Here is a 25,764-nt window from a genome sequence, read left to right as displayed (position 1 = left end):
CTGTCGGAAGTTTCGGCCTGGGACACCTCAGTAGTCGAAGATCTCACGAAGACGCCAGCCGCCCTCGCCCTTGACCACCAGGACCGAGGCCGGCTGGCTTTTTTGCTGCCCGGACGCCGGAGTCAACACGACCACGGCCAGGTCACCGCTCCGTTCTGCCAGGGACGGCAGGTAGGGCGCGTAGTCGGCGACCTCCCGGCCGGATCCGCCCTGCTGCCGTTCGCGGGCATCGTAGCTGTCCGCGGCCAGAATGGCCGAGCCGGTCTGATCCACGTCGACCAGGCAGACCAGGGAGGCAGCGACCAGGCACGCCGCCCGGCGCACGAGGAGCACCGGCACGGCCGATACCGGGTTGTCCCCCGCTATCGCCGCCAAGCCTGCCGTACGAGCGGCATCCGCGGAGCCCGCGACCGTTGGTACGGGGGCCGGAGTGCCGGTGGCCCCTGCACTGTTCCTCGACGTGCCGTCGGCACCCGACGCGCCGGGTAACGCGCTGTCACCGGCACGGCCCGATACCGGGAACAGGGTCAGGGCGAGCACGAGAATGCTGGCGCCGCCCAGTGCTGCCACCAAAAGCGGCCGGTGGTGCCCATACAGTCGTTTGCGCAGGGCGTGCGCCACAGCCTTGAGCGGATGCGAGTCGATCACAGAATCAACGACGGTCGCGAACGACCGACCAGGACGCGACTGCGGCTGGAGCCGGCGCAGGCTGGCTGCGCCCCAAGCCATGAAACTGGTGAAGGCATCGCCACCGACGCCGAATCGCGCGGGTAACGACCTGTCGTCGAACAGCTCGTCGATCGTGTCGGTGAACTCATCGTTGGACGTGTCGTCGAACCCGTGATCGGATCCGTCGTCGAATTCGTGGCGGCGGAGTTGCACCACGTTCACCTGACCAGTCCCCGCCTCGAACGCGTCAGCGTTCACGTTCTGTGTTTGGGCCTCCAATCGGTGGGTGAGGCGAAAGGCGTCAAGCGGTTCGGCGTCGGCCCAATCGAAAAGGTCATGCTCCAGTGTGCCGAGGACCGAACCGACCCCTGCCGCGCCAGCTGCCCCGTCTGAAGATTTCGGAGAAACGGCCGGGTCGATGGCGCCCCGAAAGCGCCGCAGGAGCGCCGCGCCGCTCGCGCGGTGCGTGTCCGTTACATCGACGGCCTCGACGAGGGCTTCCATCACGATAGCCAGGCGTTCGTAGTCGGCGCGGAGCCGCCGCATCCGCTCCCTGGGTATGTCAGTGAGCCGCGCAACCGCACCGAAACCGTTCACCACCGCCCGGCCGCTGGCATCCAGCAGAATTGTCGCCTGGCTGATGGCCCCGTGCGCGAACCCGGCCGTGTGCATGGCGCGCAGGGCGACGATGATCGGTGCCAACAGGGTCACGGCTTCGCCGGGAAACAGTCGAGGGTGTTCGACCAAGTACCTGGCCAGGGATCCTCCGGTGAGTCGTTCCAGGACTAGACAAATGCGACCATCCCCGAGCTGCGCAACGTCGAGCAGGCGCACGAGTCCCGGCGCTGCCCCCGAGGTCAGCACGGCAATGTCGAGTTCGATGCTCGTCGACTCGGTGTCGGCGCGGAAGACCTTGAGGGCCACCGCGCTTGCCGCACCGGAATGACCCAGGTACACCACGGCTCGATCCCCGGTGCCCAGCAAACGGATCACGCGGTGTCCGGCGACAATCCCCTCCGGGTGCACCGGTTCTGTCGTGGCGGAAGCGCCGTCGGCCTTAAGGTATGCCGCGCGCTGGCCGGGACGGGAGTCGCGGCCAGCTGTGTCATCGGCCGAAGTCGGAGGTTGTTCAGAGCGTCGTCTCACCTGCCCATGATCGGCCGCTGGGCCGGCCAGAGCGCTCAGGTCCCCCGCTCTCGTGCAGAACAGGCGATCTGTGCCGCTGTGGAGGAGCCGGTCCGGGTGGCACCGGCGCCGGCTGCGCCCGGGTGCTCGCTGCGCCCGGGTGCTCGCTGCGCCCAAAATGCCGGCGACGCCCCTAGACTGGGCAGATGCTCGACTTTGTCGTCGCGGGGCTAAGCGCCAACTCCGTGCCGTATGTTGAGGGCCTAGAGCTCCAACGCGCAGTCCATCGTTCCGTCGTCGCCCACGAGCGACCGGACACCTTCCTCCTCCTGGAGCATCCGGCCGTGTATACCGCCGGAAAACGCACTCTGCCGGAGGAACGCCCCGTCGACGACACGCCGGTTATCGACGTCGACCGGGGCGGCAAGATCACCTGGCACGGCCCGGGCCAGCTCGTCGGGTATCCCATACTGCACCTCGCGGAACCCGTCGACGTCGTCGGCTACGTTCGGTCCCTTGAGGCAATCCTGATCGAGGTCCTGATCGACTTCGGGATCGATGCCGTACGCGTTGCGGGACGCTCAGGGGTGTGGGTGGGACCCGACGGCCACGAAGATAAAATAGCCGCGATCGGAATCCGAGTTGCCCAGGGAGTGACCATGCACGGTTTCGCGCTCAACTGCAGCAACTCGCTGGATGCCTATTCGCGCATCATCGCCTGCGGAATTCGCGATGCCGGGGTGACCACGATGACCCGTGTGCTCGGCCGCACCGTCGACCCGAGCGAATTGATCGATCCGATCACGGCCGCTTTCCGTCGCACGATGAGCCTGAATGCCGCCCCGGTGGCCCCTGCAAGCATGACCCCAGCCAGCCTCGATACCGTCAGGACGAACGCATGAGCGCAGTACCCGAAGGCCGCAAACTGCTGCGGCTGGAAATTCGCAACGCGGAAACGCCGATCGAGCGGAAGCCCGCCTGGATCAAGACCGTCGCCAAGATGGGGCCGGAATACCAGAAGCTACAGGCGCTGGTGAAGAGCGAAAACCTGCACACGGTGTGTCAGGAGGCCGGCTGCCCGAATATCTTTGAATGTTGGGAAGATCGCGAAGCGACCTTCCTCATCGGGGGTTCACAGTGCACCCGCCGTTGCGACTTCTGCCAGATCGACACCGGCAAGCCCGCAGACTATGACACGGACGAGCCGCGTCGCGTCGGCGAGTCCGTCGTGTCGATGAACCTGCGCTACGCCACCGTGACCGGCGTCGCCCGCGACGACCTCCCCGATGAAGGTGCCTGGCTCTACGCCGAGACGATTCGTCAGATCCACCAGCAGAGCCCCGGCACCGGTGTCGAGATTCTGGTCCCAGACTTCTCCGGTAATCCCGAACACCTCGCCCAAGTCTTCGACGCCAAACCCGAGGTCTTCGCCCACAACGTGGAGACCGTGCCACGCATTTTCAAGCGCATCCGCCCGGCCTTTCGCTATGACCGCTCGCTCGACGTGCTCACCCAGGGCCGCAACGCCGGGCTGATCACCAAGTCCAACCTCATCCTCGGCATGGGTGAAGAACGCGCAGAAATCACCCAGGCACTGCACGACCTGTATGAGGCCGGTACCGACATCATCACCATCACCCAGTACCTTCGCCCGAGCGCCCGGCATCTTCCGGTGGCCCGCTGGGTGCGCCCAGAGGAATTCGTCGAGCTCAATGAGGAAGCCAAGGAGATCGGCTTTCTCGGCGTCCTGTCCGGTCCGCTGGTGCGTTCGTCCTACCGCGCCGGTCGGCTGTGGGCCCAGTCCATGGTCGCAACCGGTCGCCAGATCCCGGCCGAATTGCGCCAGCTGGCGGATGCCCAACTTGGGTTCGCCCAGGCCGTCTCCTGATGCGAGCACACAGGCGAATTCGGTCACGGGGCATTCGAGTGACTGGGTAGTCTTATACCCATGGCACGCAGCAAGGAAAAGTCCCCCAAAAAACCAAAACAGCCCGGCCGCTTGAAGCAAATGTGGCAGGTATTCCAGATGACGAGACGCTACGACTCGAACATCGTCTGGATTCTCGTTTTGGCCTTCGTCGTCCCCGTTCTGATCAGCCTGGCCCTCGCCCTGCTGATCCCGGGGAGCAACGTCTTCACGATGGTGCTCTGGATCGTCGCCGGCGTGCTCGCCGGTATTCTGGCGATGCTTATCATCCTCGGTCGTCGGGCCGAGAAGGCCGCGTATTCCCAGATCGAGGGTCAGCCCGGTGCCGTGGGGGCGGTATTGCGCAGTTCACTGAAGCGTGGCTGGGTCGGCAGTGAAATGCCGGTAGCGGTCAACGGCAAGACGCAGGATGCGGTCTATCGTGCGGTCGGTCGCGGCGGCGTCGTGCTGATCAGCGAGGGACCCAAGACGCGCACTGCCCGTATGCTCGACGAAGAAAAACGCAAGATTGTGCGCATCGGCGGCAACGTCGGCATCACGGTTATTTCCGTCGGACCCGACGAGGACGCCGTGCCACTGCACAAGCTGGCTCGCCGCCTGACCAGGATCAAGCCCACGCTGACTAAGGCCGAGGTGCTCGCTGTAAACAACCGCCTCAACTCTATGGGCACGAAACTTCCCATTCCCAAGGGCGTCGACCCCATGAAGGCGCGCCCCCAGCGCGGCTGACCTCAACAGACAACAGAACGGCCGGGCGTCCATCGCCCGGCCGTTCTTCGTCATCGCAGTGCTATTACTGCCGGATGAGCGCCGTTCCGGCAATTTTGTCGTGGAAGCCACGCTGGTCGGAATCCCAGACCAACGCCGGGAGGGCAATTCCGAGCAACAGCGACCGCACCACGGGTCGCCAGAGACCAATCCAGCCCCCGTGGATAGAGATAAGTCGGAGGCCCACCAAGCGGTGACCGATGCTGGCACCGATGGTCGGGATGAAGACGATCTGCAGGATGACGAAGATGATCAGGTTCGCCGCCGGGTCATAGTTGAAGAAGATCGCTGAGACGCCGATGGCGATGGCCCAGTCGATGGCGAAGCCGAGCATCCGTCGACCGGGGCGGCCGATGGAACTCGGCCCGATCTGGGGTAATCCGAGCCGCTCCCCCGGCCATCTACTGGGTGGAAGCTGACCAAAAGTGTTCGGGCGGGAGTCGGAGGCTGGCACCCGATGAGTCTACCGATGGGGCCTGCCTGTAACATGGGCGAAACATAAGCGTCACGGACAAGTAACGCAGCGCTACTAATCTCAATGAAGCCGATGTGTCCGATTCGGCCGTTTCCACGCCCTCGTCGTCTGGAGTTATTCCGCATGTTCCGCGATTCGTCCGAAGTGCTTAAATTCATCAAAGACAATGACGTCAAGTTTCTTGACATCCGTTTCACCGATCTCCCCGGTGTGCAGCAGCACTTCAACATTCCGGCATCCACCGTCGATGAAGAGTTCTTCACCGTTGGCCAAATGTTCGATGGTTCCTCGATCCGCGGTTTCGCGTCGATCCACGAATCCGACATGCAGCTCATCCCCGACGTGTCGACCGCATACCTGGACCCGTTCCGCACCGAGAAGACGCTCATCATGCTCTTCGACATCTACAACCCGCGCAACGGTGAGATCTACTCCAAGGACCCGCGCCAGGTAGCCAAGAAGGCCGAGAAGTACCTCGCCTCCACCGGCATCGGCGACACCGCCTTCTTCGGCTCCGAAGCCGAGTTCTACATCTTTGACGACGTGCGCTACGAAGTGAACCAGCACACCAGCTACTACAAAGTCGACTCCAGCGAGGGTGCCTGGAACTCGGGTCGTAAGGAAGACGGCGGAAACCTCGCCAACAAGACCCCGTTCAAGGGCGGCTACTTTCCGGTCAGCCCGGTCGACCAGCACGTCGACATGCGCGATGACATCTGCCTCAAGCTGATCGAATCGGGCCTCGTGCTCGAGCGCAGCCACCACGAGGTCGGCACCGGCGGCCAGGGCGAGATCAACTACAAGTTCGACACCATGGTGCACGCGGCCGACGACCTGCTCAAATTCAAGTACATCGTCAAGAACACGGCGCATGACTGGAACAAGACCGCGACCTTCATGCCTAAGCCGCTCTTCGGCGACAATGGCTCCGGTATGCACACCCACCAGTCCCTGTGGGCCGACGGCAAACCGCTGTTCTACGATGAGGCCGGCTACGGCGGACTGTCCGACGTGGCGCGCTGGTACATCGGAGGTCTGCTCAAGCACGCCCCCGCCGTGCTCGCCTTCACCAACCCCACGGTCAACTCGTACCACCGTCTCGTCCCCGGCTTCGAAGCCCCGGTCAACTTGGTCTACTCGGCCGGTAACCGTTCGGCGTCGATCCGTATCCCGATCACCGGCACCAACCCCAAGGCCAAGCGTCTCGAGTTCCGCGCCCCCGACGCGTCTGGTAACCCGTACCTCGCCTTCGCCGCTCAGCTCATGGCCGGCCTCGACGGTATCAAAAACCGCATTGAGCCGCACGAGCCGGTCGACAAGGACCTCTACGAGCTGCCGCCCGAAGAAGCCAAGAACATCCCCCAGGTGCCCGCGTCACTCGAGGAGGCCCTGCAGGCCCTCGAAGCCGACCACGACTTCCTGATGGCCGGAAACGTCTTCACACCCGAATTGATCGAGACCTGGATCGAGTACAAGCGCGAAAACGAGATCAAGCCGCTCGCCCAGCGTCCGCACCCGTTCGAGTTCGAGCTGTACTACGGCGTCTAAGCAGTAGATGCGCGCGATCCGTTCATCGGGCCCGCGTGACTGGGAAGGGACTGCATCTTCGGATGCGGTCCCTTCTGTGTCGCAAGGTGACGCGTTGCCGCGTGCTGTGTTGCCGAGTGCACTCCTGTCACGCGCCTCGTGCCGGATCAGCCGACAGTGGGCCCCGGACGCTCCACGGGGCCGTAGAACAGTCGCTCGAACACGGCACGTGCCCGGCGGGTCACAGCAAGATAGTCGTCCTCGAGCTGATTGCCCGAGCCGGGCGGGTATTCCATGACCCGGGCGATTCCTTCGAGGGCCGCACGATCGGTCGGCAAGACGTTCGAGGTGTGATTGGTCCACAGGGTGATGGCCGACCGCGCACGGGACGCGAAGATCCACGCGCTGCGCAGCACCGCGGCATCCGCTGCCGGAATCAGGCCGGCACGGACCACCTCGGCCAAAGCCGACAGCGTCGACGTCGTGCGGAGCGCCGGAATCGCTGCCGCGTGCTGCAACTGCAAAAGCTGCACCAGCCACTCCACGTCGCTGAGCGAGCCGCGCCCGAGCTTCAGGTGCCGGTTGGGGTCGGCGGCCTGCGGCAGCCGCTCGTTCTCCACCCGCGCCTTGATGCGGCGCACCTCGCGCACGGCCTGTTCGCTGATCGCGGGGGGATACCGCACCTCGTCGGCGACGGCCGTGAAGTCGCGCAATAGAGCAGCGTCGCCGGCGACCCCACGGCCGCGAAGAAGCGCCTGCGCCTCCCAGGTGAGCGACCAGCGCCGGTAGTAGGCCTGGTAGGACTCCAGTGACCGAACGACAGGGCCATTGCTGCCCTCGGGCCGCAGCCCAATGTCCAGGTCCAGTGGCAGACGCGAGTCCTCGGTGAGCCGGTTGAGCTCGCGCACAATGTAGCGGGCCCGATCATTGGCAGCTTCGCCGTCGAGGGTGCCGGCACGGAAGACGTACATGACGTCGGCGTCGGAGCCGAAACCCAGCTCGGCGCCGCCAAACCGGCCCATGCCGATCACACCGAACTCAATACCGTCGCCGCCGGACGACCCGTCGGCGCCGCCCTGATCGTTCAGGTCTCCCCCACGGATGGCGGCGATCACGCCCTGAATATAGGTCGCGTTGACGTCGGTCAGGCCCTGGCCAAGCTGGTCGAGATCGATCTGGCCGAGTAGCGAGGCGAATGCCAGACGCAGCATCTCACGGCGACGGGCGGCGCGCAGGATGGTGGCGGCAGCATCTGGGCTTTCATGCCGGCCCAGCACGGCTCGGGTCTCATCCTGCAGGGATTTGCGCGGCCGTGGCTGCAGGTCGGCCTCGTCCTCTAGCCAGGCCACCGCCTCCGGGATCTTTTCCAGGAGCTCGCCGATGTACCGGCTTCCGGACAAGACCCGGGTGAGTCGCTCGGCGGCGCCCGAGGAATCCCGAAGCATGCGCAAAAACCAGTAGGTCGAGCCGAGGTTGTCGCTCAGGCGACGAAAGGCCAGAAAGCCGTAGTCGGGGTCAGCTCCCTGGGACAGCCACTGCAACAGCACGGGAAGCAGGTGCCGCTGGATCGCCGCACGCCGGGACACCCCGCCGGAGAGAGCGGCGATGTGGGCCAGTGCACCCTTGGTATTGAGGAAGCCGATTGCGGCGAGACGGGCCTCGGCCTGTGCGCTCGTCAGGTTGAGGCCGTCGGCGGGCAGCGACGCCACCGCCGACAGCAGGGGCCGGTAGAACAGCCGCTCATGCAGACCGCGCACCCGTTGTTTGGTCTCCGACCAGCGGATGGTCAGCCCGTCAGCGCTCGTGGCCAGACCGGTCGAGCGAGCCAATACCCGCAGGTTCGCTTCGTCCCGCGGCACCAGGTGGGTACGGCGAAGCTTTTGCAGCTGCAGCCGATGCTCCATCAGGCGCAGCATGCGGTAGTCCTGGGCAAATTCGGTGGCTTCGGCCCGGCCCACATACCCGGCGGTGGCCAGGGCGGTCAGCGCCGGCAGGGTACCGGCCTGTCGAACGTCGGGGTCGGTCTGGCCATGCACGAGCTGGAGCAGTTGCACCGTGAACTCGATATCGCGCAGCCCGCCAGGGCCCAGCTTGAGCTGAACGTCGACCTCGTCGTCGGGAATGTTGTCGGTGACGCGCTCACGCATCCGCTGCACCGATTCGACGAAATTCTCCCGGCTGGCGCTGCTCCAGACCTTGGGCGTGACCGCATCGAGATAACGCGCCCCCAGCGCGCGGTCACCGGCCAGTGTGCGGGCCTTGAGCAGTGCCTGGAACTCCCAACTTTTGGCCCAGCGGTCGTAGTAGGCCAGGTGTGATTCGATCGACCGTACGAGTGCACCGCTCTTGCCCTCAGGGCGCAGGTTGGGGTCGACCTCCCACAGCTCAGGTTCGATGCCGGATTCGCCCAGGCCGCGCATGATGAGCACGGCCAGGCGGGTGGCGATCTCAACGGCTCGGGAGCTTTCCAGCCCGGCCGCTTCGTCCCCATCGGCGACGAAGATGACGTCGACGTCGCTCACATAGTTGAGTTCGCTCGCGCCGGCCTTGCCCATTCCGATAATGGCCAGGCGGGTGGCACGCACCTGTTCGGTTGGAAAAACACCGCGCCCGGCCGTGTCACCGCTCGACATGGTACGGGCGACCGCGAGGGCGGCTTCGAGCGCTGCGGTGGCGAGGTCGGACAGGGTGCGGGCAACGCCGTCGAGCCCCGCCACGGGGTCGGCCTGTTCGAGGTCGAAGGCCGCCAGCTGCGCCAGTCGGCGACGATAGCGCACCCGCAGGGCAATCCAGGCCGCGTCGTCGACCAGCTCCGAGAATCCCCCGGTCGCACCGACCGAGTCCAACAGGTCGCTGACCAGTTCGTCGAGGCTGGGTAGCACCACAAGAGGCGTTGCCAAAACCGAGAGTTCCACCGGATGCCTGAGGAAGAATTCGGTGAGTCCGCTGGAGGCTCCAAGAACCTTCAGAAGCCGCCCGGTCGCCGTGGCTGACTGCAAGAGCTCAAACAGTTCGGGCGACCCCGGTCGCAGCAGGGCGACCAGCGCTACCAGCGCGGCATCCGGGCTGGCCGTCACCGCGAGGAGCGGCAGAAGCGCCGGCGTCTCGGTCAGCCTCCCCGCCGAATCCGGGTCAGTGTGCGGGCTGACCGCACCGAGCTGGGCGACCTCATCGAGGCGGGCACGCACCTCGGCAAGGTCGACGAAACCCGCCCGAACGAGTTCGGTCAGGGTCAACTGCAAACGCTCCATCGCGGGTGATTCCTTCGGTCATCGACCACTGGCGAGTTAGAGCATCTCCAGGTTTTTTTCCAGTTCGAACGGGGTAACCTGCGAGCGGTAGTCGCGCCACTCCTGCCGTTTGTTCAGCAGAACATAGTTGAAGACCTGTTCGCCGAGGGTCTCGGCGACGAGCTCTGACTCCTCCATGAACTGGATGGCGTGATCGAGGCTGGCCGGCAGTTGCGTGTACCCAAGCGCACGACGTTCGGTGTCGCTGAGGCTCCACACGTTGTCTTCGGCCTCCGGCGGCAGCTCGTAGCCTTCCTCGATGCCCTTGAGGCCGGCGGCCAGCATAAGCGAATACGCGAGGTATGGGTTGGCTGCGGAGTCAATGGCGCGGTACTCGACGCGGGCGCTCTGGCCTTTGTTCGGCTTGTAGAGCGGTACGCGAACCAGCGCGGAGCGGTTGTTGTGGCCCCAGCAGACAAAGCTCGGGGCCTCGTCACCGCCCCACAGCCGCTTGTACGAGTTGACGAACTGGTTGGTCACCGCAGTGATCTCCGGGGCGTGCTTGAGCAGCCCGGCGATGAACTGACGGCCAATCTTGGAAAGCTGGTACTGGGCACCGGCCTCGTAGAACGCGTTCGCGTCCCCCTCGAACAGCGACATGTGCGTGTGCATGCCCGATCCGGGGTGTTCCGACATGGGCTTGGGCATGAACGTCGCGTACACGCCCTGCTCGATCGCGACTTCCTTCACCACGGTACGGAAGGTCATGATGTTGTCTGCGGTGGTGAGCGCGTCGGCATAGCGCAGGTCGATTTCGTTCTGGCCCGGACCGGCTTCGTGGTGACTGAACTCGACAGAAATACCGAGGTCTTCGAGCATGCGCACCGACCGGCGGCGGAAGTCGTGGGCGGTGCCGCCGGGAACGTTGTCGAAGTAGCCGGCCGAGTCGACCGGAACCGGCCCGTTCTTGCCGTATTTCGACGACTTGAGCAGGTAGAACTCCACCTCGGGGTGAGTGTAGAACGTGAACCCGCGGTCGGCTGCCTTGGCGAGGGTGCGCTTGAGCACGTTGCGCGGATCGGCCACGGCTGGCTGACCGTCGGGGGTGGTGATGTCGCAGAACATGCGGGCGGTGGGGTCGACCTCGCCGCGCCAGGGCAGGATCTGGAAGGTCGTGGGATCCGGGTGCGCCAGGACATCTGCTTCAAACGAGCGGGTGAGGCCTTCGATGGCTGAACCGTCGAAGCCGAGGCCCTCGTTGAAGGCACCTTCAACTTCGGCTGGCGCGATCGCCACGGATTTGAGGGTGCCGACGACATCGGTGAACCAGAGTCGAACGAACTTGATTCCTCGCTCCTCGATGGTCCGAAGAACGAAGTCGCGCTGCTTGTCCATTCACGCTCTCTCTGATTGCTCAAACAGGTAGCCAGCAAAACAACTACCGACCCCAATAACTACTGTCTAGGCTACTGGCTCCAGGCACGATTGCTTGCCTGACTACACTTGTCGCATGCCAGAGTTGACAGCACCCGAGCCCGATTCCACGGTTTCTTCCGCCGATGCCGCAGTGCAGCATCCCTACAACGCGGCTTCCGGGCCGAAGCGAGTGCGCACCCGCCACTTTAAGAACGCCAAGGCGCAGGGCATCCCCATCACCGGCCTGACCAGCTACGACATGTTGACCGCCCAGATTTTCGACGAGGCCGGAATCGATTTTCTGCTCGTGGGCGACTCAGCCGGCAACAACGTCTTCGGGTATGAGACCACGCTGCCGGTCACGGTGGACGAGCTCATCCCGCTGACCCGTGCCGTTGCCCGTGCGGTGACTCGCGCCCTGGTCGTGGCCGATATGCCGTTCGGGTCGTACGAGAACGGGCCGGACCAAGCCCTGGCGACCGCCGTACGGTTCATGAAGGAAGCCCAGGCCCACGCGGTGAAGCTCGAGGGCGGCCAGCGCAGCCACAAGCAGATCAGGCGTATCGTCTCGGCCGGAATTCCCGTGATGGGACACGTCGGTTTCACCCCGCAGAGTGAACACGGTTTGGGCGGCCACATCATTCAGGGCCGAGGGGATGCCGCCGACGAGCTTATCGCTGACGCTCTCGCCGTGCAGGACGCCGGCGCTTTCGCCGTCGTCCTGGAGATGGTGCCGGCGTCCGTCGCAGCTCGCGTGACCAAACGACTGTCGATCCCGACGATCGGGGTCGGGGCGGGACCATCCGTTGACGGCCAACTCCTGGTGTGGACCGACTTCGCCGGTATGACCAGCGGCCGGGTGCCCAAGTTTGTGCGGCAGTACGCCGACGTTCGGGCGGTACTGACGGATGCTGTGCAGCGGTTCACCGCGGACGTCGCCTCTGGCGCGTACCCCGCGCCAGAGCACAGTTACGAGTAGAACGGCTAGCGGGCGTCCTGAGCGTCGTCTTCCGACCACTTGGCGCTGTTCGCACGCAGCTTCTCCAGAGCGTGGGCTGCCTCGTCACGGGTGGCGAACGGCCCGACCCGATCCAGCGATGTCGACTGGAGGCCGTGCTCCACCTCCCCGGTGCGCATGTTGTACCAGAATGCGTGTTCTTTGTCGTCGGCCATAAGCTTGATCCTATGCCTAAGGATTCAATCGGTCACCTCATCCCGGGAACGGTGTCACCGACCCGTTCCGTTCCATCTCACATCGTTCGCCCGGAGTACGTGGGCAAGAAGGGGCCGAGCCCCTTCACCGGCTCTGACGTCTATTCGACCGAGAAAATCGACCTCATTCGCGAGTCCGGCCGCATCGCCGCCGAGGCGATCGCCGCTGTCGGCCGAGCCATCGTTCCCGGCGTCACCACCGAGCAACTGGACCAGATCGGTCACGACTACATGGTGGCCAACGATGCCTACCCCTCGACCCTCGGCTACCGCGGATACCCCAAATCGTTGTGCAGCTCGGTGAACGAGGTCATCTGCCACGGAATCCCGGACAACACGGTGCTCGAAAACGGCGACATCGTCAACATAGACATCACCGCGTACAAGAATGGCGTACACGGCGATACCAACGTCACCTTCATCGTGGGCGAAGCCACCGAGGAGGTGACGCTGCTGGTCGAACGCACCAGGGAAGCGCTCGCCCGCGGTATCAAGGCCGTCGCCCCTGGGCGTCAGGTCAACGTGATCGGACGAACCATCGAATCCTACGCCAAGCGCTTCAACTACGGCGTCGTGCGCGACTACACCGGCCACGGGGTGGGCGAAGCCTTCCACTCCGGTCTGATCATTCCGCACTATGACGCACCGCAGTACGACACGGTGATGGAGGTCGGGATGGTCTTCACCATCGAGCCGATGCTGACCCTCGGCACGAGCGACTGGGACATCTGGAGCGATGACTGGACCGTGCTGACACGTGACCGCAGCATGACCGCACAGTTCGAACACACCCTCGTTGTAACCGAGCGCGGTGCCGAGATTTTGACCCTGGTCTGACCGACCTTTTCGAACGGATAGAGGATCAACACATGACGGCACAGACCGCAATCGGCATCGACATCGGTGGCACGGGAATCAAGGGTGCGGTAGTCGATCTGGCCACCGGCGCGCTCCTCTCTGACCGCGTGAAGTTGCCCACTCCCAAGGGTGGTCGGCCGCAGGACATTGTCGAGACCACCCGAACCCTGCTCGCCACCGTCTCGAAGGACGTCGGAGACCTCCCGGTGGGCGTGTGCTTTCCCGCGGTCGTGAAGAACGGTCACACCATGTCGGCCGCGAACGTATCGTCGAAGTGGATCGGGCTCGCCGCGGAAGCCCTGTTCGAAAAGGGTCTCGGCCTGCCGATTCACTTCGTTAACGATGCGGATGCTGCAGGCTACGCCGAATCACAGTTCGGTGCGGCCAAAGACGTCGGCGGCGTCGTGCTGCTGACCACGCTCGGTACCGGGATCGGTTCGGCGCTGCTGAACGACGGCGTGCTCGTGCCCAACACTGAGCTGGGCCATCTGCAGATCGACGGCTACGACTATGAAACCCGTGCGGCATACTCCGCCAAGGAACGTGACGACCTCAGCTGGGACAAATGGGCCGCACGCTTGCAGAAGTATTACTCGACCCTCGAACTGCTCTTCTCCCCCGACCTGTTCATCGTCGGCGGAGGAGTCTCCAAGCACCACGAGCACTTTCTGCCCCTGCTCAATCTGAAGACCCGCATCATCCCTGCTGTGCATCGGAACAACGCCGGTATCCTCGGCGCGGCCGCCCTCGCCGCGCGCTTCCCGGGCTGATTTTCGAAGCTTAACGACAGCAGGACCGACTCCACGTAAGTGGTGTCGGTCCTGCTGTCGTTAGGTCAGTCGAGCGTTACCGAGCCATCGGTTCGGCGACCTCGTCTACTGCCACGGTCTCGGATACCGAGGTCCGCTGGCGGCACTTCATCCAGTACGACAGAGCGAAGATCACGATCAGCGACACATAGATGGTGGCCGCGATCGGCGACGCGATGAGCGCCGGCGGGTCTCCCTGCGAGATCGCGAGCGTGTGTCGCAGCTGGTTTTCCAAGATCGGGCCGAGAATCAGCCCGACCATCATGGGAGCGATCGGGTAGCCGTAGCGCCGCATGAAGAAGCCCGGCACGCCATCCACGAGCAGGATTACCACATCGACCTGCGTGAAGGTGAGCGAGAATGCACCGAGCCCGGCGAACACCAGAATTCCGGCGTGCAGGTACGGGCGCGGGATCTGCAGAATCTTCACCCAGATACCGACCAGCGGCAGGTTCAGAATCAGCAGCATCAGGTTGCCGACGTACAGGCTGGCAATGATCTTCGGCATGGCTTCGGTGGGCATTCTGGAGGAGGCCCTTCGCGCCGACCTGCACAAGGTACTGCCCGAACTCGTGATCTGGCTCGTCGGTGCTGCCCTAGTGGGAACGGCTGGGGCGATGGTCATATCCCGCATGGTGTGGCGCCGGATCCACCGGTTGGAGCCTGAGGAGATCGCTTCCCTGTTGGAGACGCACGATGCGATGCTGCACGGCATCGGCGAAGGCGTCGTCGCGGTTGACGTCCTCGGCGCAGTCGCCCTGGTCAACGATGAGGCACGGAGGCTGCTCGGTGCCGACGATGACTCGGTGGCGAGCCCGGCGACGGAGGTGCTCGGTGCGGCCATGGCGGTTCCGTGGTGTCCCGGCGCTCTCCCCCGGCATCACCCACCCGGATGTTGCGAGCCTGCTCATGGCCAAGAGCACTATCGCGGCCGAGAAGGGCATCCGTTTGGTCATCGATGAAGGGTCAATCCTCGCGCCCGACGGCACGACCGATCCGGTCACTGTGCTCGGCAACCTCATCGACAACGCGATGGAAGCAATCTGCGCCGACGGTACCATCCTGGTGCGCCTCGGCACCGACAGGCACCGGCACTACCTTCGTCGTCTCCGACGACGGTCCGGGAATCAAGGAGAAGGACCGTGTGCGAATCTTTGAGTCCGGCCAGTCCACACGAGAATCCAGCCGACCCGGTCGATATCATCGCTATCACCGCGGCCCGGGAACTCGACACCGTGCGGGCCGCGATGGCCGGCGGCGTCATGCATTACCTGGTCAAGCTATTCACCTCGACCGTTCTGCTTGAGCGACTCGACCAGTACGTTCAGCACCGGCAGGAACTCCGAGATCACGCCGCGATCGCACCATCGATGCTCGATCAGGCCCGCATCGACCGGATGCTGCAACCCGGCGCGCTCGCGCCCGCCGCCCTTGCCGCCGGTGCAGCTGCACCGACCGTTCCCGCTGGCTCCACCGGGTTGTCGCTCTCCAAGGGGCTGTCCGAGGTGACCCTCGATGCCGTTGTGGCAACACTCCAGCGCGTCGTGGTGGGCATCTCGGCGAGCGATGTGGCCCAGCATCTGGGCCTGGCCCGGCTCAGCGCCCGCCGGTATCTCGAATATCTGCTCGCCGCCGAACGCGCCGACATCACCCAGAAGTGTGGCCGGGCCGGGCGGCCGGAAAAGCTCTACCACTGGACCGCGGCCGGTTGATCGGCCGCCTGGCCAGCAAAGAAGTGGAATGGGCCGGCTAGTACGCCGGGTTCTGTCCAGGTGTTCGCACACCGTCGACGGCCATCTATCTCGTGACTACGTTGCCGCAGCCCTCTAGCGGTCTACCCGAAAGCTCGGCGAGCCGCCTCAACGCTTTCTGTCTGACCTTGCTCCGGACGAGGTTTACCGAGCCGACCAGGTCACCCTGGCCTCTGGTGGTCTCTTACACCACCGTTTCACCCTTACCACCAACTCGCGCTGGTGGCGGTCTACTTTCTGTGGCACTGTCTCGCGGGTTGCCCCGGGTGGGCGTTACCCACCATCCTGCTCTATGGAGCCCGGACGTTCCTCGGCATCCGCTCGATCCGAAGATCTAACGAACGACGCGACCGTCTTGCCGACCCATTCCGTAAATTGAGTCTACCGGGCGCGCGGGCTGCCGCCGAACGCACGCCCCATCGGTACTAGATTCCGGACTCTTCGGTGCGCACCAGCACTGCGCCACAATCGGGGCAAAAAATGACCTCGTCGGCCGGTGCCTGGCGGGCATCGGCGAGGTCGCTGCCGGTGAGGGTCATGGTGCAGCCACTGCAGGTTCGGGCGCGCAGCAGGGCCGCGGCGTTGCCGTGGCCGGTGATGCGCAGACGCTCGTACAGCGCCGCGAGGTCGTCGGGGATGGTGGCCGCTACGGTGGCCCGGTCGCGCGTGAGTTCGGTGAGTTGGCGGGTGAGGTCGACCAACACCTCGTCGCGCGCGGATTCGGTCGCGCTCACACGTTCGGCGATGGCGTCACGCTCCTTTTCCACCACGACGACGGCAGCCTCGTGCTCTTCCTGGCGCTCCAGCACAGCGATCTCGATCTCTTCGAGGTCGAACAGGCGTTTCTTGAGCGAGGCGACTTCGGAGTCCAGAGCCTGGATGTCCTTGATCGACGAGGTGTGCTGCAGGCGGTCGGTGTCGCGCGCGATTCGCTTCTCCACGACCTCGACGTCGCTCTCGATGCGTCCCAGTTCGGTGCGCACGTCGTCAAGCTCGCCCGACCGACCGAGCAGTTTCATGCGGCTGGCCTCGGCTTCACGATTGAGGTCGGCCAGTTCGGCGTGCTGCACGAGCGATTTTGACTGGTGGCTGAGCTGAAGAACCTTGATGTCCAGGGCCTGAAGCCGCAGAAGTTCCTTCTGCTGGAGTGGTGATGCCTTCACGATGTCCTGACCTAACGCTTTTGATGAGATGTGGTACGAAAAAATGGGGATGACTCGGAGATTAGTGCACTAGTCAGTGCACGACGGCGAAGGACCACGGATCGGTGTTCAGTTCGCTGACGGTGACTACGATCCCGGGAAGAGCTGTTCGCAACTGCTCGGCCGCCGGTTCCAGCCAGAGCCACTCACTGGCCCAGTGCGACACGTCCATGAGCGCGGGGCCGCCCGTGCAGAGCGCTTGCTCTCGCGCTTCGGAGGAGGGGTGATGACGCAGATCGGAGGTGATGTAGACATCCGCTGTCAGCACTCTGGGGTGGCGCAGCAATGAATCGCCTGCACCGCCGCACAACGCGACGGTGGTGACCGGTGTCAAATAGTCGCCCGCGACGCGCACGCCCGACGCAGTCGCAGGCAGCAAGGCCAGCACGGTGTGCGCGAGGTGCCCCACGGTTGTTGGCTCGGCCAGGCGTCCAACGCGACCGATGCCGGTTCCGGGCGCGGCACTGTCGGTGATGGGTAGGGCGTCGATCAGTCCCAGCCGGGTAGCGATCACGTCGGACACGCCGTCAGCGACGACGTCGGCGTTGGTGTGCGCGGCGAGCAGTGCGCAGTCTGCGCGAATCAGGCGACTGAGCAGGGCGCCCTTGTAGCCGTCTTCGGCAATGCTCGTGACACCGCGCAGCAGCAACGGATGATGCGTCAGCAGCAGGTCGGCGCCGGCCTCGACGGCCTCGTCGACGGTGTCGGAGACGGCATCGACAGCCAAGTGGATGCTGCGAATCGGCCGGTTCGGATCTCCGCTGACCAGGCCAGGTGCGTCCCAGGCCTCGGCACCGCCCGGGGGCCACAGGGTATGAGCGACGCGGATAACGTCGGCTAGCGAGAATGACACTCGTTCAGCCTACCGGGCGCCCGGCGCTGGGGCTTCGCCGGACACGGTGCAACCCAATGCTCCGGTCCGGCGAAAGATAAGTCAGTAGTCGAAGTCGTCGAACTGGGCGACGGCCGATTCCTCACGGGTCCAGGCCGCGGGAATCATGGCCCCGGTTTGGGCTTTGCGGTGCAGAAAATCGGTGGTCTCCGGTTCAACCAACTCCGGCGACGGACTGTCGGCCGTCACGCTGACCAGCTGGCTGGCCGAACCAATCAGGAACTGGGCACGCAGCAGGTGTCCATCATCTCCCATCACCGGGATGTCGACGACGTCGACCTGCCGGCGGTTACACAGTGCTTCGGCGTAAAGGAGTACGGCATCAGCCAGATCGCTGCCGGTTATTACTGAACCGCCCGGGTGAAATATGCGTTTCATGATCGCCCCTCGAAAGCTCACGGAAAATGCAGGTGCTTCCAGGGACCGGGGTCGCTCTAACAGTATATGCCCGGTCTACCCCCACGACGATGGAAACTCGGCAATCTCGCATAAACGCACTGGACCGCAGTGTTACAGCGTGAGTGCGCGATTCACGATCCGCTCGGCGACGTCCGCGAGGGGAAGGCCGTTGTTGCGGGCATATCCGCGAATCTTGTCAAACGCATCGCCCATGTGCACCCCGTGGGTATAGGCCACCACACCCTTGGCCTGCTCGATCAGCACCCGACTGCTGAGAGCATGCTGGAGTTGCTGGCGAACAATATCGCTCTCCCGAATAGCCCGTTCCTGCAGGATACCGATGGTCGCGACGTCAGCGAGGGCCTGCACCGTGTTGGTGTCTGCAGTGCTCAGCCCGCCGGTGCGATCCCAGAAGAGGTTGAGCGAACCGATCGTCGTCGCGCGCAGGCGCAGCGGTACGGCATGCATCGACGCGAATCCCTGAGCTAGAGCTCCCTGCCGAAACTTGGGCCATTTGTCACCGGTGTTGTCGATGTCCGGAATAGCCACGGCCAGCCCGGTCGTGAAGCTTTCGACGCAGGGGCCGCTTCCGGCACGCAACTGCAAAATTTCCACCAAGCGGCTGCGTTCGTTGGTCGACGCCATGACTTCGAGTTCACCGTCGCCAGCTGAGAGGATGATGCCCGCCGCCGAGGCTTCTAATAGTGCGACACATTTCTCCACCAGCGTGTGCAAGAGGTCGACAACGTCGTAATCGGCGACGAGTGTGTCGGCCAGGGTAACGAAGGTCTCAAGGAGTTGACCTTCCCGGGTTTTTGTCACCATATTTCCGTTCTAAGACTCGGGAATCGACGAAAAATCCAGCTGTCGTGTCACTACATCAGCGGCGACTTCCCGAACAGTTCGTCCATGAGCAAAAGCATGTCCATGAATTATCAGAAGCGCGTCGGCGGCGGAAAGATTGAGCTGGGCCAGAACCATTCCGGTCGCTTGATGAACGACACGCCTCGAATATCCTTCATTATCTTCCAGATTCGTTTTAAGTGTTTGCGACGCGAGGGAACCACGTAAAACCTGCACGGAAGCAATGTGCACGAGCACTTGCGCATCGAGAATCTGTGCGGGAGACAGCCCGTCGGAATGGTTCGAAAACAGGGAAACGGCACCGATATCGAGCGACCCCAAGCTCAGCGGAAAGGCGTAGACGGCATGCACACCGGTGTGCCTGGAGGCGTTCATTAGTGTCGGCCAGGTCGCGCCCGTGGACGTCTGAAAATTATTAACGAGCAAGGGGCGCCGAGTGTGCAGCGCGTCCCAGGATGGCCCTTCACCCAGGTCCAATTGCAGCTCATCAAAGAGCGCGGCCATCGGATTGCTCGCGCAGACTGTTTCGCGTCCAAATGGATTCACGAGCGTGCAGACGGCTGCGGCGTTGACCGGCAGCACCTGAAGAAAAGGCTCACAGATGCTCGCGCGACTCTCGTGAGCGAGCGACAGCTGTTCCACCGCGGCACCGAAGGCCAGCCGATCAGTCACTGAGCACGCACCCAATCCGGACGCACCTGCATCGTGCGTGTCATTCGACCTCACGATCACAAGCTGTGGGAGAAATCTCTGTGGGCCCTACCGGGCTCGAACCGATGACATCCACGGTGTAAACGTGGCGCTCTACCAACTGAGCTAAAGGCCCCGGCGACGACGTTTGTCGCGGGCGTTCTCAGTATAGGTCAGAGTCGCTGCGCGATTGGCGACCCGACGGGTTCAGAGAACCGGTGCCAACTGCTCGAGCGCGGCCCGATACGACTCAATCGACCGCGCCTCGCCCGGTGCGGTGATGAAACTGGAACGGATGATGCCGCTCGGGTCGATCAGAAAAGTCGCGCGATTGGCGAAGCCCTTCTCCTCGAGAAAGACGCCATATTCCTTTGCGACGGCGCCGTGCGGCCAGAAATCCGCGACCAGGTCAAAGGTATATTTCTCCTGCTCACCAAAGGCCCGCAGGGCGTGTCGGGAGTCGACCGAAATGCCAATCAGTTCAACGCCGCCATCGTCGAACAGAGCGAGGTTGTCGCGCAACTCACACAGCTCACCGCTGCAGATTCCGGAGAAGGCCAGCGGAAAGAAGACGAGCGCGACCGACTTCGTTCCCCGGTACTGGCTGAGCTGAACGCTTTCGCCGAACTGGTTGATCAGTTTGAAGTCGGGTGCCTGGGTGTCGTTTTCGAGAGCCATAAATGCTCCTTTCCTGGTGCGCCTGCGCGCACGGATTGGCCGGTGACACACTCTAGCCCCGCAATGTGCGCGGATTCACAGACCGCGTGGATCCGTCCTCGTGAAATTTGGCTGGTGAACCCTCCGTCTGCGGACGACGAGTAAAAATCTGTAGGCTTACGTAGTGCCGCTGGTTGCAATCCAACCTGCTCATTTACGGCACGTGCCTTCGTAGTGGCGAAAGAATGCCCCCACGAAGCACCATCGCTGCATAAACCCCAAGGAGAGGTCGACTGTGACGGTCAACGACCAGGACCCATACTCTACGAACAACGCCGACTCCGATCCGGAGGAGACGGCCGAGTGGTCGCAATCCCTCGATTCGCTCGTTGCCGAACACGGTCACGAACGCGGACGCGAGATCATGCTCAGCCTGTTGAAGCGTTCGAAAGAGCTGCACCTCGGCGTTCCCATGGTGCCGACGACGGACTACATCAACACCATCGCCACGGAGAACGAACCCGACTTTCCCGGTGACGAAGACATCGAGCGCCGCTACCGCGCCTGGATTCGCTGGAACGCTGCCGTTCTGGTGCACCGCGCTCAGCGCCCCGGCATCGCTGTCGGCGGGCACATCGCGACCTATGCGTCATCCGCTGCCCTCTATGAAGTCGGGTTCAACCACTTCTTCCGCGGCCAGGATCACCCGGGCGGTGGCGACCAGATCTTCATCCAGGGACACGCCTCCCCCGGCACCTATGCTCGTGCCTTCCTCGAGGGCCGCCTGACCGAGAACCAGCTCGACGGGTTTCGCCAGGAGAAGTCGCACGCTCCCGACGGCATCTCGTCCTACCCGCACCCTCGCCTCATGCCGGAATTCTGGCAGTTCCCGACCGTGTCGATGGGGCTCGGCCCCATCAACGCCATCTACCAGGCGCAGCTCAACCGCTACGTGACCAACCGTGGCATCAAGGACGCGAGCGACCAGCAGGTCTGGGCGTTCCTCGGCGACGGCGAAATGGACGAGGTGGAAAGCCGCGGCCAGCTGCAGGTCGCAGCCAACGAAGGCCTCGACAACCTCAACTTCGTGATCAACTGCAACCTGCAGCGTCTCGACGGCCCGGTGCGCGGTAACGGCAAGATCATCCAGGAGCTGGAGAGCTTCTTCCGCGGTGCCGGCTGGAACGTCATCAAGGTGGTCTGGGGCCGCGAGTGGGACAACCTGCTCAAGAACGACGTCGACGGCGCCCTGATCAACCTCATGAACGTCACGCCCGACGGCGACTATCAGACCTACAAGGCCGAGAGCGGCGCCTACGTACGTGAGAACTTCTTTGGCCGCGACCCGCGCGCCCTCAAGCTGGTCGAACACCTGAGCGACGACGAGGTCTGGAACCTCAAGCGCGGCGGCCACGACTACCGTAAGGTCTACGCCGCGTTCAAGGCCGCATCGGAGCACAAGGGACAGCCCACCGTCATTCTGGCAAAGACGATCAAGGGCTACGGCCTCGGCCCGAGCTTCGAGGGCCGCAACGCGACCCACCAGATGAAGAAAATGACCCTCGACAACCTCAAGTCCTTCCGTGACAGCATGCACGTGCCGATCACGGATGCTCAGCTCGAGGAAAACCCGTACCTGCCGCCGTACTACTCCCCCGGCGACAAGGACGAAGCGATCGAGTACATGCACGAGCGGCGTCGTGCGCTCGGCGGCTACCTGCCGGAGCGTCGCACCCGGCACACCGCGCTCAATCTGCCTGGCGACGAGACGTACAAGGTCGCCAAAAAGGGTTCCGGAACCCAGGAAATCGCCACGACGATGTCCTTCGTGCGGCTGCTCAAGGAGCTCGTGCGGGCCAAGGACTTCGGCAACCGTATCGTTCCGATCATCCCCGACGAGGCCCGCACCTTCGGCATCGACGCGTTCTTCCCCACCGCCAAGATCTACAACCCCAACGGCCAGCACTACACGTCTGTTGACCACGCCCAGCTGCTCTCCTATAAGGAGAGTCCGCAGGGCCAGATTCTGCACGTGGGCATCAATGAAGCCGGGGCTGCCGCGGCGTTCACCAACGTGGGTACCTCGTATGCCACCCAGGGTGAACCGCTCATTCCGGTCTACGTCTTCTACTCCATGTTCGGATTCCAGCGCACCGGCGACGCCCTCTGGGCGGCCGGCGACATGATGGCCCGCGGGTTCATCATTGGAGCCACGGCCGGTCGCACCACGCTGACCGGTGAGGGGCTGCAGCACGCCGATGGTCACTCGCCGCTGCTGGCGTCGACCAACCCGGCCGTGGTCTCCTACGACCCTGCGTACGGTTACGAGATTGGCCACATCGTGCGCGCCGGACTCGATCGCATGTACGGCGGAACCCACACCGACCCGAACGTCATGTACTACATCACGGTCTACAACGAGCCGGCCGTTCAGCCGGCCGAGCCCGACGATGTCGACGTGGACGGAATCCTGCACGGTATCCACCGGGTGAGCGCATCCGCTGTGAGTGGTCCGAAGGCTCAGCTGCTGGCCTCCGGCGTCGCCGTGCCGTGGGCGCTTGAGGCGCAAAAGCTGCTCGCCGACGACTGGGGTGTGTCGGCCGATGTTTGGTCGGTCACGTCCTGGACCGAGCTTCGCCGCGATGGTCTTGCCGCCGAGGAACACAACTTCCTCAACCCCGACGACGAGCCGCGCGTTCCGTATGTCACGGCGAAGCTCGAGGGAGCAGCCGGTCCGTTCGTGGCCGTGTCCGACTTCATGCACGCCGTTCCGGATCAGATTCGGCAGTTCGTTCCGAGCGACTTTGCAACGCTCGGCGCCGACAGCTTCGGCTTCTCGGACACCCGTCCGGCGGCACGTCGATTCTTCAAGATCGACGGTCCGTCCATGGTCGTGCGCACCCTGGAGCTGCTCGCCCGTCGCGGTGAAGTTGACCGGAGCCTCGCCGGCCAGGCGATTGCCAAGTATCGCCTGCACGATGTGAACGCGGGCACCACCGGCTCTGCCGGGGGCGAGAGCTAAGAAACCGTGGCACCGGCGCCCAAGACGAAAGAGCAGACTCTCAACTGGCTGCGCACCATCTCCGGCGAGCTGTCCACCCAGACGCTCAAGCGGCTCGAGGACACGCTGTCCTGGTATGGCGATATGCCACCAGGACGGCGGTCGGCGGTCGGCCTCGTCGCCCAGGCCGGAATCACGAGTTTCATCTCGTGGTTCGACGACCCCCGGTCAACGCCGTGGATCGCCGCTGACGTCTTCGGCGCCGCCCCCCGCGAACTGCTGCGCTCGGTGAGCCTGCAGCAGACGCTGCAGCTCATTCGCGTAACGGTTGAAGTCGTCGAGGAACGGGTCAAGGACGGTGGGGAGGCCCTGCGCGAGGCCATTCTGCTCTACTCCCGGGAGATCGCTTTTGGGGCAGCGGATGTCTACGCTCGCGCCGCCGAGGCACGCGGGCTCTGGGACGCACGACTCGAAGCGCTCGTCGTCGACTCTATTCTCAGCGGGGAATATGACGACGAACTCCCCAGTCGCATCGCGGCCCTCGGCTGGCACGGCCACGGCGAGGTCTGCGTTTTGGTCGGCACGACGCCGCAAATGCTCGACGTCGACCAGCTGCGACGGGCCGCCCGGCACATGGCTGCTGACGTTTTGATCGGAGTTCAGGGCAACCGCCTCGTGCTCGTGATCGGTCGGGCCCGTCCGGCGCCGGTCGACAGCGAGGACGTCGGTACGGCCGCTGCCCTCACCTTCATGGAAATCGCCATGCAGCTCGAGCCGATCTTCGGCCCCGGCCACCTGGTGCTCGGCCACGAGGTCCCCAACCTCGTGGACGCGTCGAAAAGCGCGAAGGCCGCGCTGGCCGGTTTCGCGGTCGCTCGCTCCTGGCGCAATGCGCCTCGCCCGGTGCAGGCCGACGATCTGCTCCCCGAACGTGCCCTCGCTGGCGATCCGCTCGCCCGGGCCACGCTCATCCATCGCATCTATCGGCCACTGCAGGCCCACTCCACCGAGCTGCTCACCACGCTCTGGTGCTATCTCGACAATGGCCGCTCGCTGGAGGCGACCGCTCGCGAACTCTTCGTGCACCCGAACACCGTTCGGTATCGCCTGAAACGCGTGTCCGAGGTCATCGGCTACGACGCCACGGGAGCCCGCGAGGCACTCATTCTGCAGTCCGCGCTGATCATCGGCTCGATCAGCGACCACGACGGATCCAGCCGACGCCGCTGATCCAGCCCGGGGAAACCGGCGAATGTACTACTGTCGACAAAGCTTTCTTGGATACTTAGTGCGATCTACACATTCATTTACGTCACCAGATTGGAAGACTAACTAAGTGATCGTTGTCGTCTGCCCGGGTCAGGGCTCCCAAACTCCCGGATTCCTTGAACCCTGGCTGGCTCTGCCCGCCTTCGACGCGGGCCTCCGCCAAATTTCCGACGAGGTCGGGCTCGACCTCGTCGCCCACGGCACGGTCAGTGACGCCGACACCATTCGCGACACGGCGATCGCCCAGCCTCTGATCGTCGCTGCCGGCATCCTCACCCTCGAAGCCCTGCTGACCGATGGACGCCGCGACCGCATTGCCGGTATCGCTGGGCACTCGGTCGGCGAGCTGACCGCGGCCGCTGGCGCTGGCATCCTGACCAACGGCGAGGCCGTGCGCTTCGTGCGCGAACGGGGCCTCGCCATGCAGGCGGCTTCCGCGCTGGAGGCCACCGGTATGAGTGCCGTAATCGGGGCCGATGAGAGCGAACTGCTCGCGCGGGTCGCTGAACTGGGTCTCGAACCGGCCAACTTCAACGGGAGCGGGCAGATCGTCGTCGCCGGGGCCCTCAATGCCCTCGCGGACCTCGCCGCGACTCCCCCACACCGGGCCCGAGTCATCCCGCTGCAGGTCGCCGGTGCATTCCACACCCGGTATATGAAGCCAGCCGTCGAACGGATGACCATGGTCGCCGACTCGCTCAGCCCCGCCGATCCGACGCTCCCGATCTGGACCAACCGCGACGGCAGCCAAATGAGCGACGGCATCCATTTTGTGGATCTGCTCGTCGGTCAGGTGTCGTCGCCGGTACGGTGGGACAGGTGCATGGAGGCTTTCGCTCAAGCGGGAGTCACCGGAATCATCGAGGTGGCGCCCGCCGGCGCCCTCGTGGGGCTCGCGAAACGAGCCCTGAAAGGCGTCCCCAGCGTCGCCATCAAGACCCCGGACGACCTGCCCGCCGCCTGGGCCATGATCGACCAGCAGTCCTAACTGTGCCAGCAGTACTGAAGCACGAGAGAATGTGA

Annotated in this window: 25 protein-coding genes, 1 tRNA gene and 1 other RNA gene; 13 read left to right on the top strand and 14 right to left on the bottom strand. The window is 64.1% G+C overall.

Annotated elements, in window-relative coordinates; genetic code table 11:
- Nucleotides 1-27 precede the first annotated feature (27 nt).
- The gene (locus CXY77_RS19270; RefSeq protein WP_158252896.1) at nucleotides 28-1,815 is read right to left on the bottom strand and encodes a protein kinase; all 1,788 of its coding nucleotides are present in this window, start codon (nucleotides 1,813-1,815) and stop codon (nucleotides 28-30) included.
- Nucleotides 1,816-2,000: 185 nt separating this feature from the next.
- On the opposite strand from CXY77_RS19270, the gene lipB reads away from it, so the two are divergent.
- From lipB to CXY77_RS19255, 3 genes are read left to right on the top strand one after another with little or no spacing between them, the layout of a single operon-like run.
- Entirely contained in the window at nucleotides 2,001-2,696 is a 696-nt protein-coding gene (lipB, locus tag CXY77_RS19265; RefSeq protein ID WP_104130744.1) for a lipoyl(octanoyl) transferase LipB, read from the top strand.
- Nucleotides 2,693-3,682 carry a lipoyl synthase gene (lipA, locus tag CXY77_RS19260; RefSeq protein WP_092342195.1) on the top strand — a complete coding sequence of 330 codons (990 nt, stop codon included), beginning with the start codon at nucleotides 2,693-2,695 and terminating at the stop codon, nucleotides 3,680-3,682. Before lipB ends, lipA begins: the two co-directional genes overlap by 4 nt.
- 60 nt (nucleotides 3,683-3,742) lie before the next feature.
- Entirely contained in the window at nucleotides 3,743-4,450 is a 708-nt protein-coding gene (locus CXY77_RS19255) for a DUF4191 domain-containing protein (protein ID WP_092342197.1), read from the top strand.
- 64 nt (nucleotides 4,451-4,514) lie between these two features.
- Here the strand turns inward: CXY77_RS19255 and CXY77_RS19250 are convergent, their stop codons facing one another.
- Nucleotides 4,515-4,943, bottom strand: coding sequence for an RDD family protein (locus CXY77_RS19250; protein WP_233197526.1), 429 nt, complete (start codon nucleotides 4,941-4,943; stop codon nucleotides 4,515-4,517).
- A gap of 144 nt (nucleotides 4,944-5,087) precedes the next feature.
- Here CXY77_RS19250 and glnA point away from each other — a divergent pair, with 144 nt between their 5' ends.
- Nucleotides 5,088-6,512, top strand: a complete 1,425-nt coding sequence (gene glnA / locus CXY77_RS19245; RefSeq protein WP_092342201.1) for a type I glutamate--ammonia ligase — start codon at nucleotides 5,088-5,090, stop codon at nucleotides 6,510-6,512.
- A 146-nt stretch (nucleotides 6,513-6,658) separates the two neighbouring features.
- Here the strand turns inward: glnA and CXY77_RS19240 are convergent, their stop codons facing one another.
- Nucleotides 6,659-9,742 carry a bifunctional [glutamine synthetase] adenylyltransferase/[glutamine synthetase]-adenylyl-L-tyrosine phosphorylase gene (locus tag CXY77_RS19240; RefSeq protein WP_104130743.1) on the bottom strand — a complete coding sequence of 1,028 codons (3,084 nt, stop codon included), beginning with the start codon at nucleotides 9,740-9,742 and terminating at the stop codon, nucleotides 6,659-6,661.
- A gap of 36 nt (nucleotides 9,743-9,778) precedes the next feature.
- Nucleotides 9,779-11,116 (bottom strand): glutamine synthetase family protein, encoded by a 1,338-nt coding sequence (locus tag CXY77_RS19235; protein ID WP_092342204.1) that lies wholly within the window; start codon nucleotides 11,114-11,116, stop codon nucleotides 9,779-9,781.
- A 115-nt stretch (nucleotides 11,117-11,231) separates the two neighbouring features.
- Between CXY77_RS19235 and panB the strand changes: the two genes are divergently transcribed.
- Entirely contained in the window at nucleotides 11,232-12,116 is an 885-nt protein-coding gene (panB, locus tag CXY77_RS19230) for a 3-methyl-2-oxobutanoate hydroxymethyltransferase (protein WP_092342206.1), read from the top strand.
- Between the two features lie 5 nt (nucleotides 12,117-12,121).
- Here the strand turns inward: panB and CXY77_RS19225 are convergent, their stop codons facing one another.
- On the bottom strand, nucleotides 12,122-12,310 hold the full coding sequence (locus CXY77_RS19225; protein ID WP_092342208.1) for an SPOR domain-containing protein: 189 nt from the start codon (nucleotides 12,308-12,310) through the stop codon (nucleotides 12,122-12,124).
- A gap of 12 nt (nucleotides 12,311-12,322) precedes the next feature.
- Between CXY77_RS19225 and map the strand changes: the two genes are divergently transcribed.
- Nucleotides 12,323-13,186, top strand: coding sequence for a type I methionyl aminopeptidase (gene map / locus CXY77_RS19220; RefSeq protein ID WP_104090264.1), 864 nt, complete (start codon nucleotides 12,323-12,325; stop codon nucleotides 13,184-13,186).
- Between the two features lie 32 nt (nucleotides 13,187-13,218).
- Complete coding sequence (gene ppgK / locus CXY77_RS19215; protein WP_092342212.1) at nucleotides 13,219-13,977, top strand: polyphosphate--glucose phosphotransferase; 759 nt, start codon at nucleotides 13,219-13,221, stop codon at nucleotides 13,975-13,977.
- 76 nt (nucleotides 13,978-14,053) lie between these two features.
- Here ppgK and CXY77_RS20810 read toward each other — a convergent pair whose 3' ends face one another.
- The gene (locus tag CXY77_RS20810; RefSeq protein ID WP_233197525.1) at nucleotides 14,054-14,524 is read right to left on the bottom strand and encodes a tripartite tricarboxylate transporter permease; all 471 of its coding nucleotides are present in this window, start codon (nucleotides 14,522-14,524) and stop codon (nucleotides 14,054-14,056) included.
- On the opposite strand from CXY77_RS20810, the gene CXY77_RS20805 reads away from it, so the two are divergent.
- The 3 genes from CXY77_RS20805 to CXY77_RS19200 are packed head-to-tail and all read left to right on the top strand — an operon-like array spanning nucleotide 14,511 to nucleotide 15,728.
- Nucleotides 14,511-14,978: a hypothetical protein gene (locus tag CXY77_RS20805; RefSeq protein WP_233197524.1), complete on the top strand. Its 468-nt coding sequence runs from the start codon at nucleotides 14,511-14,513 to the stop codon at nucleotides 14,976-14,978. The genes CXY77_RS20810 and CXY77_RS20805 overlap by 14 nt on opposite strands.
- Nucleotides 14,926-15,174 carry a hypothetical protein gene (locus CXY77_RS19205; protein WP_092342216.1) on the top strand — a complete coding sequence of 83 codons (249 nt, stop codon included), beginning with the start codon at nucleotides 14,926-14,928 and terminating at the stop codon, nucleotides 15,172-15,174. The genes CXY77_RS20805 and CXY77_RS19205 overlap by 53 nt, the downstream gene beginning before the upstream one ends.
- A complete protein-coding gene (locus CXY77_RS19200) occupies nucleotides 15,159-15,728 on the top strand; it encodes a hypothetical protein (protein WP_140425587.1) in 570 nt (189 codons plus the stop codon). The genes CXY77_RS19205 and CXY77_RS19200 overlap by 16 nt, the downstream gene beginning before the upstream one ends.
- Nucleotides 15,729-15,753: 25 nt before the next feature.
- Here CXY77_RS19200 and rnpB read toward each other — a convergent pair.
- From rnpB to CXY77_RS19160, 8 genes are all read right to left on the bottom strand, one after another.
- Nucleotides 15,754-16,133: RNase P RNA component class A (gene rnpB / locus CXY77_RS19195), an RNA gene on the bottom strand.
- Between the two features lie 59 nt (nucleotides 16,134-16,192).
- Nucleotides 16,193-16,930 carry a zinc ribbon domain-containing protein gene (locus CXY77_RS19190; RefSeq protein ID WP_092342220.1) on the bottom strand — a complete coding sequence of 246 codons (738 nt, stop codon included), beginning with the start codon at nucleotides 16,928-16,930 and terminating at the stop codon, nucleotides 16,193-16,195.
- A gap of 73 nt (nucleotides 16,931-17,003) precedes the next feature.
- Complete coding sequence (locus tag CXY77_RS19185; protein WP_104130740.1) at nucleotides 17,004-17,822, bottom strand: Nif3-like dinuclear metal center hexameric protein; 819 nt, start codon at nucleotides 17,820-17,822, stop codon at nucleotides 17,004-17,006.
- Nucleotides 17,823-17,903: 81 nt separating this feature from the next.
- Complete coding sequence (locus tag CXY77_RS19180; RefSeq protein WP_092342224.1) at nucleotides 17,904-18,239, bottom strand: hypothetical protein; 336 nt, start codon at nucleotides 18,237-18,239, stop codon at nucleotides 17,904-17,906.
- A gap of 132 nt (nucleotides 18,240-18,371) precedes the next feature.
- Nucleotides 18,372-19,085, bottom strand: a complete 714-nt coding sequence (locus CXY77_RS19175; protein ID WP_174774985.1) for a GAF and ANTAR domain-containing protein — start codon at nucleotides 19,083-19,085, stop codon at nucleotides 18,372-18,374.
- A 9-nt stretch (nucleotides 19,086-19,094) separates the two neighbouring features.
- Nucleotides 19,095-19,796, bottom strand: coding sequence for a GAF and ANTAR domain-containing protein (locus CXY77_RS19170; RefSeq protein WP_104130738.1), 702 nt, complete (start codon nucleotides 19,794-19,796; stop codon nucleotides 19,095-19,097).
- Between the two features lie 81 nt (nucleotides 19,797-19,877).
- Nucleotides 19,878-19,950 (bottom strand) — tRNA-Val (locus CXY77_RS19165).
- A 71-nt stretch (nucleotides 19,951-20,021) separates the two neighbouring features.
- Entirely contained in the window at nucleotides 20,022-20,492 is a 471-nt protein-coding gene (locus CXY77_RS19160; RefSeq protein ID WP_092342228.1) for a peroxiredoxin, read from the bottom strand.
- Nucleotides 20,493-20,766: 274 nt separating this feature from the next.
- Here CXY77_RS19160 and aceE point away from each other — a divergent pair, with 274 nt between their 5' ends.
- From aceE to CXY77_RS19145, 3 genes are all read left to right on the top strand, one after another.
- Nucleotides 20,767-23,493 (top strand): pyruvate dehydrogenase (acetyl-transferring), homodimeric type, encoded by a 2,727-nt coding sequence (gene aceE / locus CXY77_RS19155; RefSeq protein WP_104130737.1) that lies wholly within the window; start codon nucleotides 20,767-20,769, stop codon nucleotides 23,491-23,493.
- A 6-nt stretch (nucleotides 23,494-23,499) separates the two neighbouring features.
- The gene (locus tag CXY77_RS19150) at nucleotides 23,500-24,702 is read left to right on the top strand and encodes a CdaR family transcriptional regulator (protein ID WP_092342232.1); all 1,203 of its coding nucleotides are present in this window, start codon (nucleotides 23,500-23,502) and stop codon (nucleotides 24,700-24,702) included.
- Between the two features lie 106 nt (nucleotides 24,703-24,808).
- Nucleotides 24,809-25,729, top strand: a complete 921-nt coding sequence (locus CXY77_RS19145) for an ACP S-malonyltransferase (protein ID WP_104090253.1) — start codon at nucleotides 24,809-24,811, stop codon at nucleotides 25,727-25,729.
- Nucleotides 25,730-25,764: the final 35 nt, after the last annotated feature.

It is taken from the genome of Cryobacterium sp. N21 (assembly GCF_002929575.1).
Lineage (GTDB): Bacteria > Actinomycetota > Actinomycetes > Actinomycetales > Microbacteriaceae > Cryobacterium > Cryobacterium flavum.
Note: the sequence above shows the minus strand (reverse complement) of the source record. Positions and strands in the feature narration are given on the sequence as shown.